This is a genomic window from Streptomyces sp. TLI_55 (assembly GCF_900206255.1).
Classification (GTDB): domain Bacteria; phylum Actinomycetota; class Actinomycetes; order Streptomycetales; family Streptomycetaceae; genus Streptomyces; species Streptomyces aquilus.
In genome coordinates, this window is the sequence record NZ_OAOJ01000001.1 from 4,721,617 (window position 1) to 4,737,542 (window position 15,926).

Annotated in this window: 15 protein-coding genes; 9 read left to right on the top strand and 6 right to left on the bottom strand. The window is 70.9% G+C overall.

Annotation, left to right across the window (positions count from 1 at the left end):
• Positions 1-77: 77 nt before the first annotated feature.
• Positions 78-1,058, top strand: coding sequence for an NAD(P)H-quinone oxidoreductase (locus CRP56_RS21650; protein ID WP_097266391.1), 981 nt, complete (start codon positions 78-80; stop codon positions 1,056-1,058).
• Between the two features lie 8 nt (positions 1,059-1,066).
• Here the strand turns inward: CRP56_RS21650 and CRP56_RS21655 are convergent, their stop codons facing one another.
• Positions 1,067-1,708, bottom strand: a complete 642-nt coding sequence (locus tag CRP56_RS21655; protein WP_143664921.1) for a hypothetical protein — start codon at positions 1,706-1,708, stop codon at positions 1,067-1,069.
• Between the two features lie 174 nt (positions 1,709-1,882).
• Here CRP56_RS21655 and CRP56_RS21660 point away from each other — a divergent pair, with 174 nt between their 5' ends.
• Positions 1,883-2,419: a bacterial proteasome activator family protein gene (locus CRP56_RS21660; RefSeq protein ID WP_079312752.1), complete on the top strand. Its 537-nt coding sequence runs from the start codon at positions 1,883-1,885 to the stop codon at positions 2,417-2,419.
• Between the two features lie 93 nt (positions 2,420-2,512).
• Here CRP56_RS21660 and CRP56_RS21665 read toward each other — a convergent pair whose 3' ends face one another.
• The 3 genes from CRP56_RS21665 to pdhA are packed head-to-tail and all read right to left on the bottom strand — an operon-like array spanning position 2,513 to position 6,078.
• Positions 2,513-3,940 carry a dihydrolipoamide acetyltransferase family protein gene (locus CRP56_RS21665; RefSeq protein WP_097266393.1) on the bottom strand — a complete coding sequence of 476 codons (1,428 nt, stop codon included), beginning with the start codon at positions 3,938-3,940 and terminating at the stop codon, positions 2,513-2,515.
• Between the two features lie 10 nt (positions 3,941-3,950).
• A complete protein-coding gene (locus CRP56_RS21670) occupies positions 3,951-4,928 on the bottom strand; it encodes an alpha-ketoacid dehydrogenase subunit beta (protein WP_097266394.1) in 978 nt (325 codons plus the stop codon).
• A 1-nt stretch (position 4,929) separates the two neighbouring features.
• Positions 4,930-6,078: a pyruvate dehydrogenase (acetyl-transferring) E1 component subunit alpha gene (pdhA, locus tag CRP56_RS21675; RefSeq protein WP_097266395.1), complete on the bottom strand. Its 1,149-nt coding sequence runs from the start codon at positions 6,076-6,078 to the stop codon at positions 4,930-4,932.
• Between the two features lie 348 nt (positions 6,079-6,426).
• Here pdhA and CRP56_RS21680 point away from each other — a divergent pair, with 348 nt between their 5' ends.
• The 3 genes from CRP56_RS21680 (at position 6,427) to CRP56_RS21690 (ending at position 8,688) form a co-directional block, all read left to right on the top strand.
• Entirely contained in the window at positions 6,427-7,092 is a 666-nt protein-coding gene (locus tag CRP56_RS21680) for a response regulator (protein WP_097266396.1), read from the top strand.
• Between the two features lie 49 nt (positions 7,093-7,141).
• Entirely contained in the window at positions 7,142-7,579 is a 438-nt protein-coding gene (locus CRP56_RS21685) for a pyridoxamine 5'-phosphate oxidase family protein (RefSeq protein ID WP_097266398.1), read from the top strand.
• Between the two features lie 92 nt (positions 7,580-7,671).
• Positions 7,672-8,688 carry a phosphotransferase gene (locus CRP56_RS21690; protein WP_179851082.1) on the top strand — a complete coding sequence of 339 codons (1,017 nt, stop codon included), beginning with the start codon at positions 7,672-7,674 and terminating at the stop codon, positions 8,686-8,688.
• A gap of 124 nt (positions 8,689-8,812) precedes the next feature.
• On the opposite strand, the gene CRP56_RS21695 is transcribed toward CRP56_RS21690, so the two are convergent.
• Positions 8,813-10,369: a protein kinase domain-containing protein gene (locus tag CRP56_RS21695; RefSeq protein ID WP_097266400.1), complete on the bottom strand. Its 1,557-nt coding sequence runs from the start codon at positions 10,367-10,369 to the stop codon at positions 8,813-8,815.
• A gap of 336 nt (positions 10,370-10,705) precedes the next feature.
• Here CRP56_RS21695 and CRP56_RS21700 point away from each other — a divergent pair, with 336 nt between their 5' ends.
• Positions 10,706-12,328 (top strand): protein kinase domain-containing protein, encoded by a 1,623-nt coding sequence (locus CRP56_RS21700; protein ID WP_097266402.1) that lies wholly within the window; start codon positions 10,706-10,708, stop codon positions 12,326-12,328.
• 16 nt (positions 12,329-12,344) lie between these two features.
• Positions 12,345-12,803, top strand: coding sequence for a GNAT family N-acetyltransferase (locus CRP56_RS21705; protein WP_097266404.1), 459 nt, complete (start codon positions 12,345-12,347; stop codon positions 12,801-12,803).
• A gap of 55 nt (positions 12,804-12,858) precedes the next feature.
• Here the strand turns inward: CRP56_RS21705 and CRP56_RS21710 are convergent, their stop codons facing one another.
• Positions 12,859-13,761, bottom strand: a complete 903-nt coding sequence (locus tag CRP56_RS21710) for a D-alanyl-D-alanine carboxypeptidase family protein (protein ID WP_257040864.1) — start codon at positions 13,759-13,761, stop codon at positions 12,859-12,861.
• Between the two features lie 184 nt (positions 13,762-13,945).
• On the opposite strand from CRP56_RS21710, the gene CRP56_RS21715 reads away from it, so the two are divergent.
• Both CRP56_RS21715 and CRP56_RS21720 read left to right on the top strand, forming a co-directional pair.
• Complete coding sequence (locus CRP56_RS21715; RefSeq protein WP_097274326.1) at positions 13,946-14,629, top strand: GntR family transcriptional regulator; 684 nt, start codon at positions 13,946-13,948, stop codon at positions 14,627-14,629.
• Positions 14,626-15,921 carry an MFS transporter gene (locus CRP56_RS21720; protein WP_097266408.1) on the top strand — a complete coding sequence of 432 codons (1,296 nt, stop codon included), beginning with the start codon at positions 14,626-14,628 and terminating at the stop codon, positions 15,919-15,921. The genes CRP56_RS21715 and CRP56_RS21720 overlap by 4 nt, the downstream gene beginning before the upstream one ends.
• Positions 15,922-15,926: the final 5 nt, after the last annotated feature.

Consider the following 15,926-nt stretch of genomic DNA (forward strand, 5'->3'; position numbering starts at 1 on the left):
CGCACAGGGATTTCCGGGTGGCCCCGTCAAAAGGCCGAGCGACGTGGGACCGGAGACCGAGGAGTAGCGTCGCCCCCATGCGTGCGATCACGATTCCCGAAGCAGGTGGACCCGAAGTGCTGGTGTGGGACGAGGTCCCCGACCTGGTGCCCGGCGAGGGCGAGGTGCTGGTCGAGGTGGTGGCCAGCGCCGTCAACCGGGCCGACATCGTGCAACGGCAGGGCTTCTACGACCCGCCGCCCGGCGCCTCCCCCTACCCCGGCCTGGAGTGCTCCGGCCGGATCGCCGAGATCGGCACCGGGGTGTCCGGCTGGGCCGTCGGCGACGAGGTGTGCGCGCTGCTGTCCGGCGGCGGCTACGCCGAGAAGGTCGTCGTCCCGGCGGGCCAGCTGCTGCCGGTGCCCAAGGGGGTCGATCTCAAGCACGCCGCCGCGCTGCCCGAGGTGGCCTGCACGGTCTGGTCGAACGTCTTCATGATCGCCCACCTGCGCCCCGGGGAGACGCTGCTCGTGCACGGCGGCTCCAGCGGCATCGGCACGATGGCGATCCAGCTCGCGAAGGCCGTGGGCGCGAAGGTCGCCGTCACGGCCGGAACCAAGGAGAAGCTGGACCACTGCGCGCGGCTCGGCGCCGACATCCTGATCAACTACAAGGAGCAGGACTTCGTGGCCGAGCTCAAGGCGGCCACGGACGGCGCGGGGGCCGACGTCATCCTCGACAACATGGGCGCGAAGTACCTGGACCGCAACGTCCGGGCGCTCGCGGTCAACGGCCGCCTCGCGATCATCGGCCTCCAGGGCGGCACCAAGGGCGAGCTGAACATCGGCGCGCTGCTCGGCAAGCGCGCGGCCATCAGCGCGACCACCCTGCGCGCCCGCCCGCTCAGCGAGAAGACGGCGATCGTGGCGGCCGTGCGCGAACATGTCTGGCCCCTGCTCGAGGGCGGTCACATCCGCCCGGTCATCGACCGCGAACTCCCGATCAGCGACGCGGCGGCGGCCCACCGGGTGGTGGAGGAGAGCGGGCACGTGGGCAAGGTCCTGCTGGTCGTGGAGTAGCCCGGTCGTCAGCCGCGGCGCAGCCGCACCCCGAGCAGGGCCAGCGCCAGGCCGAGCCCGATCAGCACCAGCCCGCTGCCGAGCGGCAGGATGCGCAGAACGGGCTCGGTGCTCGGCCCTTCCTGGCTGACGGCCTGCCGCGAGGCCTCCGGTACGGCGGTGGCGGCGCCGCCGGTCGGCTGGGTGGCCCCTTCGTCCGTCACGCCGCCGTCGTCCGGCGCCCCGGAGTCCTGAAGCTCACCGTCCTCATCCGCACCGGCGTCGGCACTCTCCTCCGTCTCCGCTGCCCCGGCGTCCTCGTGCCGCCCCGGACGCTCCCGCCCCTCGCCCGCGCTGCTCCCGGCCCGGGACGGCCCGGTGCGCGGGACGACCGGCTGCCCATGGCGCGGCGGTGCGACGGAGGGCCGCGGTGAGGCGGTTTTCCGGGGGGTGTCGGGTACGGGGGCGGCGGCACCATCGGCGGGATGTTCGGCGGGATGCTCGGCGGGACGTTCTGTGGGGTGTTCCGTTGAGCTCGCCGTGACGGACGGGTGCGCGCCCGGCGTCGGCCCGCCGGGCGCCGCCATCACGTCGTACGGCAGCAGCGCGCCGCCCGCCGCGAGGGCGATCAGCAGTCCCGTCGTGCGCACTGTGCGCAGCCATCCCGTCACAGCACCAGCGTCACATCACCCCGCGATTCCGGCATTACGGATACCGCCGCCGGGCCGAAAAGGCCGCACGATCGGGCCCGGCGGCCGACCGGATCTCACGACCCGTAAACGGTGGATCACCCTCCACCGGGGGCACCCCAATGATGAGGTGTACGGGTGCGAGAGAATGGCGGCATGGAGATGCCGAGGAACGAACGGTCGTCCGAGCAGCCGCAGATCCTGGTCGTGGGCCAGGACGGGATGGCGCTCGGCGGCACCGGGGACGAGGACTCCCGCGAGCTTCCGGTGACGGACATGGTGGAGCAGCCCGCCAAGGTCATGCGGATCGGCAGCATGATCAAGCAGTTGCTGGAGGAGGTGCGCGCGGCTCCTCTGGACGAGGCCAGCCGGGTCCGGCTGAAGGAGATCCACCGCAGCTCGGTCAAGGAGCTGGAGGACGGTCTGGCGCCGGAGCTGGTCGAGGAGCTGGAGCGGCTCTCTCTGCCCTTCACGGAAGGGGCGACCCCGAGCGACGCCGAACTGCGGATCGCGCAGGCCCAGTTGGTCGGCTGGCTGGAGGGCCTCTTCCACGGCATCCAGACCACGCTGTTCGCCCAGCAGATGGCCGCGCGGGCCCAGTTGGAGCAGATGCGCCGGGCGCTGCCGCCGGGCGTGGGCCACGAGGGCGAGGACGGGCACCCGGGCGGCCGCTCCGGCGGACCGTACCTGTAGACCCCGTAGATCCCGTTGAGCCCATAGATCTCGTAGATCTCGCGAGCACGACGAGGGGCCGGCGTCAGCGGACGCCGGCCCCTCACTCGTGTCTCACGCCCAGGTGATCAGCCGCTTCGGCTGCTCCAGGATCGCCGCCACGTCCGCGAGCACCTTGGAGCCGAGTTCCCCGTCCACCAGGCGGTGGTCGAAGCTGAGCGCCAGCGTGGTGACCTGACGCGGCTTCACCTTGCCCTTGTGGACCCACGGCTGGAGCTTGATCGCGCCGACCGCGAGGATCGCGGACTCGCCGGGGTTGAGGATGGGGGTGCCGGTGTCGACGCCGAAGACGCCGACGTTGGTGATCGTGACCGTGCCGCCCTGCATGGCGGCCGGGGAGGTCTTGCCCTCGCGCGCGGTCGCCACCAACTCGCCGAGCGAATCGGCCAGTTGCGGCAGCGTCTTGGTGTGCGCGTCCTTGATGTTCGGGACGATCAGGCCGCGCGGGGTGGCCGCGGCGATGCCCAGGTTCACATAGTGCTTGAGCACGATCTCCTGGTTGGCCTCGTCCCAGGACGCGTTGACCTCGGGGTTGCGCTTGATCGCGACCAGCAGGGCCTTGGCGATCAGCAGCAGCGGGTTGACCCGCAGCCCCTGCATGTCCTTGTCCTGCTTGAGCTCCTCGACCAGCTTCATCGTCCGGGTCACGTCGACCGTCACGAACTCCGTGACATGCGGCGCCGTGAACGCCGAGCCGACCATGGCCGCCGCCGTCGCCTTGCGGACGCCCTTGACCGGGACGCGGGTCTCGCGCGCGGTGTCGTACGTCGGCACGGGCGCGGGGGCGGGCTTCTGGGCCGGCGCCGGTGCGGCCACAACCTCCGGTGCCGGGGCGGCCGCCGCGTGGACGTCCTCGCGCGTGATGATGCCGTCCGGGCCGGTCGGGGTGACCGTCGCCAGGTCGACGCCGAGGTCCTTGGCCAGCTTGCGCACCGGCGGCTTGGCCAGCGGGCGCTCCGTGGCCGCCGGCGCGGCGGGCGTCGCCGGTGCGGATGCGGCGGGCGTCGGCGGTGCGGCGGGACCGTGGCCGTTGAGCTCGGTCTGGATCGCCGTCGAGGCCTCCTGGACCGGGATCTGGGGGCCCTTGCGGGGGCGGCGCTTGGTCGAGGACGCGGCGACGCCGTAGCCGACGAGGACGGGCTGGCGGCCCTCGGGCTTCTTCTCGGGCTCGGCGGCCGCAGGGGCCGCCTCGGACGCCGGGGCCTCGGCGGGGGCCGCCCCGCCCGAGACGTCCACGGCGATGATCGACGTGCCCACGTCGACCGTGGTGCCCTCGGGGAAGTGGAGCGCCCGGACGACACCGTCGTAGGGGATGGGCAGCTCGACGGCCGCCTTGGCGGTCTCGACCTCGCACACCACCTGGCCGTCGGTGACCTGGTCACCGGGCTGCACGTACCACTTGAGGATCTCGGCCTCGGTCAGGCCCTCGCCCACGTCGGGCATCTTGAACTCGCGTACGGACGCTTCCGTCATCGTCGTCACGACCCTCTCCTCAGTACGCCAGGGCACGGTCGACGGCGTCGAGCACCCGGTCCAGGCCCGGCAGGTACTCCTCCTCCAGGCGGGCCGGCGGGTACGGGGCGTGGTAGCCGCCGACCCTGAGCACCGGGGCCTCCAGGTGGTAGAAGCAGCGCTCCGTGATGCGGGCGGCGATCTCGGCGCCCGAGCCGAAGAACACCGGCGCCTCGTGGACCACGACCAGGCGGCGGGTCTTCTCGACCGAGGCCTGGATCGCGTCGAAGTCCAGCGGGGACACCGAGCGCAGGTCCAGGACCTCCAGCGAGCGGCCCTCCTCGGCCGCGGCGTCCGCGACCTCCAGGCAGGTCTTCACCATCGGGCCGTACGCCACCAGCGTCAGATCCGTGCCTTCACGGACCACCTGGGCCTTGTGGAGCGGGCCGGGGATGGCCTCCGTGTTGACCTCGCCCTTGTCCCAGTAGCGCCGCTTGGGCTCGAAGAAGATCACCGGGTCGTCGCTCTGGATGGCCTGCTGCATCATCCAGTACGCGTCGGAGGAGTTGGACGGCGAGACGATCTTCAGGCCCGCCACGTGCGCGAAGAGCGCCTCGGGCGACTCCGAGTGGTGCTCGACCGCGCCGATGCCGCCGCCGTAGGGGATGCGGATGACGACGGGGAGCTTGACCTTGCCCAGTGAGCGGGCGTGCATCTTCGCGAGCTGGGTGACGATCTGGTCGTAGGCCGGGAAGACGAAGCCGTCGAACTGGATCTCCACCACCGGGCGGTAGCCGCGCAGGGCGAGGCCGATCGCGGTGCCGACGATGCCGGACTCGGCGAGCGGGGTGTCGATGACGCGGCTCTCGCCGAAGTCCTTCTGCAGGCCGTCCGTCACCCGGAAGACGCCGCCGAGCTTGCCGACGTCCTCGCCCATGACCAGCACCTTGGGGTCGGATTCGAGGGCACGGCGCAGCGACTCGTTGATCGCCTTGGCGAGAGCCATCTTCTCTGCCATGTCAGTGGTCCCCCTCGTCTGCGAACGACGCCTGGTAGGCGGCGAACTGGGCTCGCTCCTCGTCGACCAGCGCATGTCCGTCCGCATACGCGTGCTCGAAGAGGGCGAAGTGGTCCGGGTCCGGCATGGCGCGGACCGCTTCGCGCACTCGCCTGCCCAACGCCTCGCTCTCGGCCTCGAGTTCCGCGAAGAATCCCTCGTCCGCGTGGTTTGAGGCCTCCAGGTACCGGCGAAGGCGCAGGATCGGGTCCTTGGCCTCCCAGGCCTGGCGCTCCTCGTCACCGCGGTAGCGGGTCGGGTCGTCGGAGGTGGTGTGGGCGCCCATCCGGTAGGTGAACGCCTCGACCAGGGTGGGGCCCTCGCCGGCGCGGGCGCGCTCCAGCGCCCACTTGGTCACCGCGAGGCAGGCCAGCACGTCGTTGCCGTCGACGCGGACGCCCGGGAAGCCGAAGCCCTGGGCGCGCTGGTAGAGGGGGACGCGGGTCTGCTTCTCGGTCGGCTCGGAGATCGCCCACTGGTTGTTCTGGCAGAAGAACACCACCGGCGCGTTGTAGACCGCGGAGAAGGTGAACGACTCGGCGACGTCGCCCTGGCTGGAGGCACCGTCGCCGAAGTAGGCGACGACCGCGCTGTCCGCGCCGTCCTTGGTGATGCCCATCGCGTAGCCGGTGGCGTGCAGCGTCTGGGAGCCGATGACGATCGTGTAGAGCTGAAAGTTGTTGCTGTTGGGGTCCCAGCCGCCGTTGTTCACGCCGCGGAACATGCCCAGCAGGTTCTCCGGCGGGACGCCGCGGCACCAGGCGACGCCGTGCTCGCGGTAGGTCGGGAAGACGTAGTCGTCCTCGCGGGTGGCCCGGCCCGAGCCGATCTGGGCGGCCTCCTGGCCGAGCAGCGACGCCCACAGACCCAGCTCGCCCTGGCGCTGCAGGGAGGTGGCCTCGGCGTCGAAACGGCGGGTGAGCACCATGTCGCGGTACAGACCGCGCAGCTCATCGGGGGTGATGCCGGCGACGTACTTGTCGTATGCGGCGTTCTTGACGCGCTTGCCCTCGGGCGTCAGCAGCTGAACCAGTTCGGGCTCGGTGCTCGGGGACTTCCTGGTCCCGGCGCTGCGTCGCGGCTTGCGCGCGGCAGTGCTCTCCACGGTCACGTGTGCTCCTCCGTCGGTCCGGCATCCCCGGGTTCGCCGGGTGCCAGTGCGGCTCACCTGAGGCCCTGCCGACGCACGGGGTGGGTGCGGACGGGTCGGGATCAGGCGTGACAAGGTGCCCCGGCGAGCGCCCTGCACAAGGCACGTTACCCAGTGCTGCACAAATCTGTGAAACCCCTCCTGACCTGCGATTTTGCTTGGATTTCCAAGTAAATGGATGCTTGGATTTCCAAGTAAGTCGCGCATTCGGGAACAGCCGCTGGTCACAGCCTTGCAGGAGGCCGGAGCAACGGCACGTTATCCCGGCTACCCAGGTCACCGGAAGACTTTCTGTGTTTGACTTGCCGCGTGCGCGAAAACCGAAAAATCACCGTATTTCTGCTCGACGACCATGAGGTGGTCCGGCGCGGCGTCCATGAACTGCTCTCGGTCGAGGACGACATCGAGGTGGTGGGCGAGGCCGGTACGGCGGCCGACGCGCTGGTACGGATCCCGGTCACCCGGCCCGACGTCGCGGTCCTCGACGTACGGCTGCCGGACGGCAGCGGCGTGGAGGTCTGCCGGGAGATCAGCTCGCGCGACGAGGACGTCAAGTGCCTCATGCTGACCTCCTTCGCCGACGACGAGGCCCTCTTCGACGCGATCATGGCGGGCGCCGCCGGGTACGTCCTCAAGGCCATCCGCGGCAATGAGCTGCTGTCGGCGGTACGGGACGTCGCGGCCGGCAAGTCCCTGCTCGACCCGGTGGCCACCGCGCGCGTGCTGGAGCGGCTGCGGGACGGCGGCACCGCCAAGGGCGACGACCGACTCGCGCACCTGACCGACCAGGAACGCAAGATCCTCGATCTGATCGGGGAGGGTCTCACCAACAGGGTGATCGGTGAGCGGCTGCACCTGGCCGAGAAGACGATCAAGAATTACGTGTCGAGTCTGCTGTCCAAGCTCGGGATGGAGCGACGCTCGCAGGCGGCGGCGTACGTGGCGCGCATGCAGGCGGAGCGGCAGCGGCATTGAGGACCAAAGACCTCTGCCCTCCGGGGCGCCGAGGTCCGACATTGGTTACATGCCCTCCGAAGAACAGCTCTCCGACGAACAGCTCGCCGTAGACCTGCTCGCCCGCACCGACTACGGCCGGGTGGCCACCAGCATGCGCGCGCTGCCCTTCCTCGCCTTCGCCCGGCACATCGTGGCCGACGGCCGGGTGCTGCTGCGGCTGCCGGGGAACGTCGGCTACCACCGGGCGTGCGTCGGGCATGTCGTCGCCTACGGCGCGGACAACCTGAGCTCGGCCCGGCCGGGCGAGGGGCTGTGGTCGGTGCAAGTGGTCGGCGCGTGCGCGCGGCACGAGCCGACGCCCGCCGAACTCGAACGGTTCGGCCCCGGGCCCAACGTCGTCGACGGCGAGCCGTACGAACCCGTCTATCTGCGCGTCGAGCCGCAGTTCGGGACCGTGCACTCCACCGACGGAGCCCTGGAAAGTCACTTCGCGCACCTGCCGTGATCGAATGCGACTGTCTGTGACAACGCCCAGCTCACGGCCCCGTCGCGTGCCCTAGCATCTGGCGCGTGCCGCGCCCTTGTGTACCACCCCTCATGCCCCACGCGCCCCCGCTGAGCGCCCTGTTGAGCCAGTACGCCGCCGGCTCCGCCGTCGCCTGCGAACCCGTCGAACAAGGGCTGCTGAACCGCGGCTACCGGCTCCGCACGACCCGCGGCCGCTACTTCCTCAAGCACCACTTCGACCCCGACACCGCCGACCCGGCCGCCATCGAGCGCCGGCACCGCGCCACCCAGCGCCTGGCCGACCTCGGCGTCCCCGTGGCCCCTCCACTGGCCGGCCGCGACGGCCGTACGGTCGCGGTCGTCGGCGGCCACGCCTACGCCCTGCACCCCTGGATCGAGGGCCGGCACCGCCACGGCGGCCAGCTCACCCCGGAGCAGTGCGCACGGCTCGGGGCGCTGCTGGGGGCCGTGCACGCCGCCCTGGAGCGCGTGATGCCGCCCAAGGGGCGCACCCGCCCGGCTACGAGCCCCCACCCCGTCCGCAGCGCCGACCCCACCGCCACCTTCGCCCTCATCGACGAGCTCCTCACGCGCGTGCGCCGCCACCGCCCCGCCGACTCCTTCGACGAGCTGGCCCGCCACCGCCTCCTGGAGCGCCGCGCCCTGCTGGAGCAGCACGCGCACCGGCGGCCGCCGAACGGGGCCTGCGTGGGCTGGGTGCACGGCGACTTCCACCCGTTCAACCTGCTCTACCAGGGGGACGCCCCCGCCGCGATCGTCGACTGGGACCGGCTCGGCGTGCAGCCCCGCGCGGAGGAGGCGGTACGCGCCGCCGCGATCTTCTTCGTACGGCCCGCGGGGGCGCTCGACCTGCCGAAGGTACGGGCGTACGCGCGCGCGTACCGGCGCGCGGCCGGGGTCACGCCCTCGGAGCTGGCGGCGGCCGTGCACCGGGTGTGGTGGGAGCGGCTCAACGACTTCTGGATGCTGCGCTGGCACTACGAGCGCGGCGACACCCGCGCGGACCCCCAGTTCCCGGCCGCGTCGGCGCTGGCGGTGTGGTGGACGCGGGAGTACGAGACGGTGTGCGACGCGTTCGCGGGATGAGGACCGCGGGGGACCACGGCGGACCACGGGGCCCGGGAAGCAGCACGCGCGCGTACGGTCCGTTTCCGGTCCGCACGCGCGCGTGGAGGTCAGGTCACAGGCCCCCGGTCGGCAGGCCTGGCCTTCAAGTGCCGTCGGGGGCGCCCGTGTCGCCGCCGCTCGTGTCCGTGGGCTCCGCCGTGTCGGTCGGCTCCTCGGTCGTCGGCTCGTCCGTCGGCTCCTCGGTCGTCGGCTCGTCCGTGGGCTCCGTCGCCGTCTCCGAAGGCGTCGCCGAGGGCGTGTACGAGGGCTGCGACGACGGGGTCCAGGAGGAGCCGCCGTCGCTCGTGCCGTTGTCGGTCTGCTCCTCGGTGGCCTCGTCCGTCGGCTCGTCGCTCGGCGACTCGCTGGCCGTCTCGTCGTCCTTTGTCTGTGAGGTGGTCGGCGACTGCGTGGTGCCGCCCCCGCCGCCGTTCCCGCCCCCGCCGTTCAGCGCCAGCGCGACGCCGGCCGCGATGGCGATCACCGCGAGAACGGCGAGGATCCACAGCTTGCCGCGGCCGCTGCCCCGGTTGCCGTGCCCCTCGAAGCCGCCGTCGTCCCCGCCGCCGTAGCCCTGGTGGGGCAGGATCGGCTGCGGGATCTGGGTCGTACCGGAGGCGCCGGCGTCCGGGTGCCCCATGACCGTGGTGTTCGCGAAGCCCGCGGCCGGGGTGTGCCGGCCCTCGTGCATCGCGACCGGCCCGGTGTTCCAGGTGCCGGTGTGGCCGCCCTGCTCGTAGAGCATCTGCAGCCCGTACTGGACGAGCCCGCGCATCTCCTCGGCCGTCTGGAACCGGTCGTCCGGCTCCTTGGCGAGCGAGCGCATGACCAGGCCGTCGAGCTCCGGAGGCGTGGCGTCGGAGACCTCGGAGGGCGGCGTCGGGATGTCCTGGACGTGCTGGTAGACGACGGACAGCGGCGTCTCACCCGTGAACGGGGGCCGCAGCGCGAGGAGTTCGTAGAGCAGGCAGCCCGTCGCGTACAGGTCGGAGCGGTGGTCGACGGCCTTGCCGAGAGCCTGCTCCGGCGACAGGTACTGGGGCGTGCCCATGACCATGCCGGTCTGCGTCATCGTCGACTGCGCGCCGTGCAGGGCGCGGGCGATGCCGAAGTCCATCACCTTGACGGCGCCGTTGTGGGTGATGATGACGTTGGCCGGCTTGATGTCGCGGTGCACGATGCCGTGCTGGTGCGAGTAGGCGAGCGCCTCCAGGACACCGGAGACGATGATCAGGGCCTGCTCGGGGCCCGGCGCCTCGGCGTTGAGCAGCAGGTCGCGGATCGTCCGCCCCTCGACGATCTCCATGACGATGTACGGAACGGACTGGCCGTTCACATGGTCCTCGCCGGAGTCGTACACGGCGACGATCGCGTGGTGGTTGAGACCGGCGACCGACTGGGCCTCGCGCGTGAAGCGGGCCTTGGAGACCGGGTCCTCGGCGAGGTCGGCGCGCAGCAGCTTGACCGCGACGGTGCGGCCCAGCCGTACGTCCTCGGCGGCGAACACCTCTGCCATGCCGCCACGGCCGAGTCTGTGTGTCAGCCGATATCGGCCGTCGCCGACCAGCCCGCCGTTACCCCACAGCTCCGGCGCATCTGACATTCCGCCGCCAGTCGCCTCGGGGTCGGACGGGCCCTGAGCGCGCTGCTGCTGTGCCATCAGTCCTCGCCGTCGTTTCTGCCCGCGGTGCGCGCGGTGTTGTTACGGTCTCCGTCGGCCACGCTACAGCCTCCGCGCAAGCCTCCGGTCCGGGAAGACCCCGGGGACCGGTCCGAGACGGACCGGCCATCAAAGCGGTAGCACGCGCTGTCGTGCAAATTCTGTGTACCGGCCGTACGGCCCCTGTAACGCTTCCGCGACGCTTCTTTCGCGTACGGTCACGGAACGGGCACCCGGCTTGACCTGTCAGTGCCGTGGGGCAGACTTGGCCGGGAATGAGCCATTCGATCAACGACAGTCGGGCCGGCGCCTGATGGCCGATGGGGGACGCGGAAGATGAGCCAGGACGGCGCACAGGGCCGGTACGCGGGGCGGGCGCTCGCCAACAACCGCTATCAGCTGCGCGACTTGCTCGGCGAGGGCGGCATGGCCTCGGTGCACCTGGCGCACGACACCATGCTGGACCGCCCCGTCGCGATCAAGACGCTGCACACCGAACTGGGCCGGGAACAGGCCTTCCGCGAGCGGTTCCGCCGCGAGGCCCAGGCCGTGGCCAAGCTCACCCACACCAACATCGTCTCGGTCTTCGACACCGGCGAGGACGCCCTCGACGGGTCGACGATGCCGTACATCGTCATGGAGTACGTCGAGGGCCGCCCGCTGGGCTCGGTGCTCGACGAGGACGTACGGCAGTTCGGCGCGATGCCCGCCGACAAGGCGCTGAAGATCACCGCGGATGTGCTGGCGGCGCTGGAGATCAGCCACGAGATGGGCCTCGTCCACCGCGACATCAAGCCCGGCAACGTGATGATGACCAAGCGCGGCGTGGTCAAGGTGATGGACTTCGGCATCGCGCGCGCCATGCAGTCGGGCGTGACGTCGATGACGCAGACCGGCATGGTGGTCGGCACCCCGCAGTACCTCTCCCCCGAGCAGGCCCTCGGCCGTGGCGTGGACGCCCGTTCCGACCTCTACTCGGTCGGCATCATGCTGTTCCAACTGGTCACCGGGCGGCTGCCGTTCGAGGCGGACTCGCCGCTGGCGATCGCGTACGCGCATGTGCAGGAGGAGCCGGTGGCGCCCTCCTCGATCAACAGATCGCTGCCGCCGGCCGTGGACGCGCTGGTCGCCCGCGCCCTGAAGAAGAACCCGAACGAACGGTTCCCGAGCGCCGAGTCCATGCGTGACGAGTGCCTGCGGGTGGCGGCCTCCTTCCAGGCGGCGCCGCCGAGCATCGTGCCGGGCGCGCAGACCGCGAGCGGTGCCGGTGTCGGCTCGGCGGTGTTCCCGCCGGTCGGCCAGACGCCCCCGCCGCCCACGAACAACGTCCAGACCCCGTACCAGCCGGCCCCGACGCCGAACCCGTACGGCACCCCGACGCCGGCGCCCGCGTACGGCTACCCGCAGCAGGGCGGCGGCTACCAGACGCCGGCGCCGAACGGGTACGCGTCGACTCCGCCGCCGTACACCATCTCGCCGCAGCAGGCGCCGGCGTCGTCGGGCGGCGGCGGCAAGAACAACAAGCCGGTGATCCTCGGCTCGATCGTCGTCTCGGTCATCGCGGTCGGCGGCCTCATCGCGGCCCTGCTGATGAACGGCGGCGGCTCGGACGACGACGCGAAGGGCGGCGGCGGGGCGAGCACGTCGGCTTCTTCGCACCCGACGGGATATCGGACGGGTGACGCGACCCGGACGGTCGACAAGACCGAGTGCACCGAGCCGCAGGAGTCGTACAACGACCCGGAGAAGGTCGAGATGCCGGACTTCCAGTACAAGAACTGGGACTCGGTGCTCGAGTGCCTGAAGGCCGCCGGCTGGCACTACGACCCGACACCCGTGGACGAGAACACCTGGGGCCAGGGCACCGTGCTGAAGCAGTACCCCAAGGCGGGTGAGGATTTCGATCCGAAGGATCCGCCGGAGATGCAGTTCGACGTGTCGTCCGGCAACCCCGCGTGATGCGGGCTTCCTTCCTATGACCGACGTCAGGCGGGCGCGTGCCGGGGATCTTCCCGAGCTTGTCGCCCTCATCGCCGAGCATGCCGTCTACGAGAAGGCCGAGCCGCCTGGTGAGGGGCTTGCCGGGCGGCTGGAGCCGCTGTTGTTCGGGAGCCCCGAGCCCCGACTGATCGGGCTTGTCGCGGAGTTGGGGGAGGGCGGACCCCTCGTCGGGTACGCCACCTGTTCCGCCGAGGTGTCCACCTGGGACGGGGCCGAGTACCTGCACATGGACTGCCTGTTCCTGCGGGACGGGCACCGGGGGCTCGGTATCGGGGAGTCGCTCATGGACGCCGTGCGGGGTGAGGCGCGGCGGCTCGGGCTCGGGCATGTGCAGTGGCAGACGCCCGTGTGGAACGACGGGGCCATTCGGTTCTATACGCGGATCGGGGCCACGTCCAAGGACAAGCGGCGGTTCTTTCTGCCGGTCCGGTGACGGACATGCGTGAGGGGGCCCGCCGCCGCGGGCCCCCTCGATGCGTTCCTACGCGTCAGCTGATCTTCGCGTAGCCGTAGTTGATGAGCTTCTTCACGTCCGCCGTGCGGTCGGTCGCGTTGGGGGCGGTCATGACGGCGCCGATGACCGACTCGCCGTTCAGCGTGGCGGCGAAGACGAGGCAGTAGTGGGCGTCAGGGCCCGAGCCGGTCTTGATGCCGAGCGTGCCGTTCCAGCCGAGCAGCGTGTTGGTGTTCGTCCACTTGCCCATGGTGCGCGTCGACCCGGAGCTCGTGATCGTCTTCGCCGTGTACGACTTGGCCTTGACGACGGTCTTGAACGTGCTGCTCTTCATCACGCTCCGGGCGACCTTCGTCAGGTCACGCGGCGTCGAGTAGTTGTTGCCGTTGCTGAGGCCGTCGAACGAGTCGAAGTGCGTGTTCGTCATGCCCAGGTTCTTGGCCATGGTGTTCATCTTGCCGATGAAGTTCTTGGTCCGGGCGGCGGACGTCGAGCCGGATCCGAACTTGTCGGCCAGCGCGAACGCGGCGTCGCAGCCGGACGGCAGCATCATCCCGTAGAGGAGCTGACGGACGGTCACCTTGTCGCCGACGATCAGATGGGCCGACGAGGGGTAGCCCTTGGCGACCATGTAGTCGCTGACGGCCTTCTTGATCGTGACCTTGGTGTCCAGGTTCAGGTTCGACTGCGACAGCACGACCTTCGCCGTCATGACCTTGGTGGTGGACGCGGTGAGCCGCTTGGTGTCGGCGGCCTTGGTGAAGAGCGTCTTGCCCGTGGCGCCGTTCATCAGGTAGCCGCCCTTGGCGGTGATGGTGGGCGTGGCCACAGCCTGCGCCGGTGCCGCGGTAAGTGCTCCGGTGGCGAGCATCGCGCCGGTCGTGAGGGCGACGGCAGCGGCTCGGCGGACACGGAGGCCCTTGGTAGCGGTTGTCAACTGAAATACCCCGAATACGTCGAATTCGCCTGGGATGCGGCCAAGTTGGAGGGGGTGACGAAGGGGCCGCATCTGTGTGACACGTAAGTAGCACAGAAGGTTGTGCGATGGGTGGGGCGAATGTTGCGGTCCACATGATGGAACGGGATCACGCTTGCGTACGTGTTGTATCTATGCTGTGCGCATGCCTTCCGCTCCATCCGCCGCCACCGACCAGCCCCCCGCTCCCGCCAAGCAACCACCCGCCGCCGACCGCGTCTACACCCACGTCAAGCAGGGTGTCCTGGAGCGCCGCTACGAGGGCGGCACGCTCCTCACCGAGGGCGAGCTCGCCGAGGCCGTCGGGGTGTCCCGCACCCCGGTGCGGGAAGCGCTGCTGCGGCTCCAGGTGGAGGGGCTGATCAAGCTCTACCCGAAGAAGGGCGCCCTGGTCCTGCCGGTCTCCGCACAGGAGATCGCGGACGTGGTGGAGACCCGCCAGCTGGTCGAGGAGCACGCCGCGCGGAAGGCCGTACCGGCGTCCCCGCAGCTCATCGCCCGCCTGGAGGAACTGCTCGCGCGGCAGAAGGAGCAGGCCGCCGCCGGTGACCTTGCGGGCGCCGCGGTCACCGACCGCTGCTTCCACGCCGAGATCGTCCGCAGCGGCGGCAACGAGATCCTCTCCCGCCTCTACGACCAACTGCGCGACCGGCAGCTGCGGATGGGCGTCGCCGTCATGCACGCCCACCCGGACCGCGTCACCAAGGCCCTCGCCGAGCACGAGCAGATCCTCGAAGCGCTGCGCTCCGGCGACGCGGAGGCGGTCGTCGGGATCGTCCACGCGCACGTCGAGTGGTTCTCCCACCTCGCCCGGGGTGAGGTCCGATGAGGTCCGAGACCCTCCCCGGTGACCCTCCTGGCGGCCGCCGCGCCATGGCCGTGTGGGGCATCGGTGTCTCCGTCTACTTCGTCGCCGTCATCTTCCGCACCTCCCTCGGCGTCGCCGGCCTCGACGCCGCCGACCGCTTCCACGTCAACGCCTCCGCGCTGTCGACGTTCTCGATCCTCCAGCTGCTGGTCTACGCGGGCATGCAGATACCCGTCGGCCTGCTCGTCGACCGGCTCGGCACCAAGAAGGTGCTGACCATCGGGGTCGTGCTGTTCACGGCGGGGCAGCTGGGCTTCGCCTTCTCCCCCTCGTACGGCATGGCCCTCGCCTCGCGCGCGCTGCTCGGCTGCGGGGACGCGATGACGTTCATCAGCGTGCTGCGGCTCGGCAGCCGCTGGTTCCCCGCCCGGCGCGGGCCGATGGTCGCCCAGCTCGCGGGACTGGTCGGCATGGCCGGCAACCTCGTCTCCACCCTGGTGCTGGCCCGGCTGCTGCACGGCATCGGCTGGACGGCCGCCTTCGCGGGCAGCGCGCTCGCGGGCGTGCTGGTGCTGGTGCTGCTGCTCCTCTTCCTCAAGGACCACCCCGAGGGCTACGAGCCCGAGCCCGTCCCGCACCAGGGCGCGGCCTACGTACGCCGCCAGATCGCCGCGTCCTGGCGGGAGCCGGGGACCCGGCTCGGGCTGTGGGTGCACTTCACGACCCAGTTCCCGGCGATGGTGTTCCTGCTGCTGTGGGGCCTGCCGTTCCTGGTCGAGGCGCAGGGGCTGTCCCGGGCGACCGCCGGTGAGCTGCTGACCCTCGTCGTGCTGTCCAACATGGTCATAGGGCTCGTCTACGGTCAGGTCGTCGCCCGGCACCACGAGGCGCGCACCCCGCTGGCGCTCGGGACCGTGGGGGCGACCGCGCTGCTGTGGGCGGTGACGCTGGCGTATCCCGGTGAGCACGCGCCGATGTGGCTGCTGGTGGTGTTGTGCGCGGTGCTGGGGGCCTGTGGGCCGGCGTCGATGCTGGGCTTCGACTTCGCGCGGCCGGCGAATCCGCCGGAGCGGCAGGGGACGGCGTCCGGGATCACCAACATGGGCGGGTTCGTCGCCTCGATGACGACGTTGTTCGCGGTGGGGGTGCTGCTGGACGCGACCGGGGGCAACTACCGGATCGCGTTCTCCGTGGTGTTCGTGCTCCAGGCCGTGGGGGTCAGTCAGATCCTGCGGCTGCGGAAGCGGGCGATCCGGCGGGAGCGGGAACGGCTGGTGGCGAGCCGGGTGGAGGCGGTGCACGTACCTGCGTAGGCATC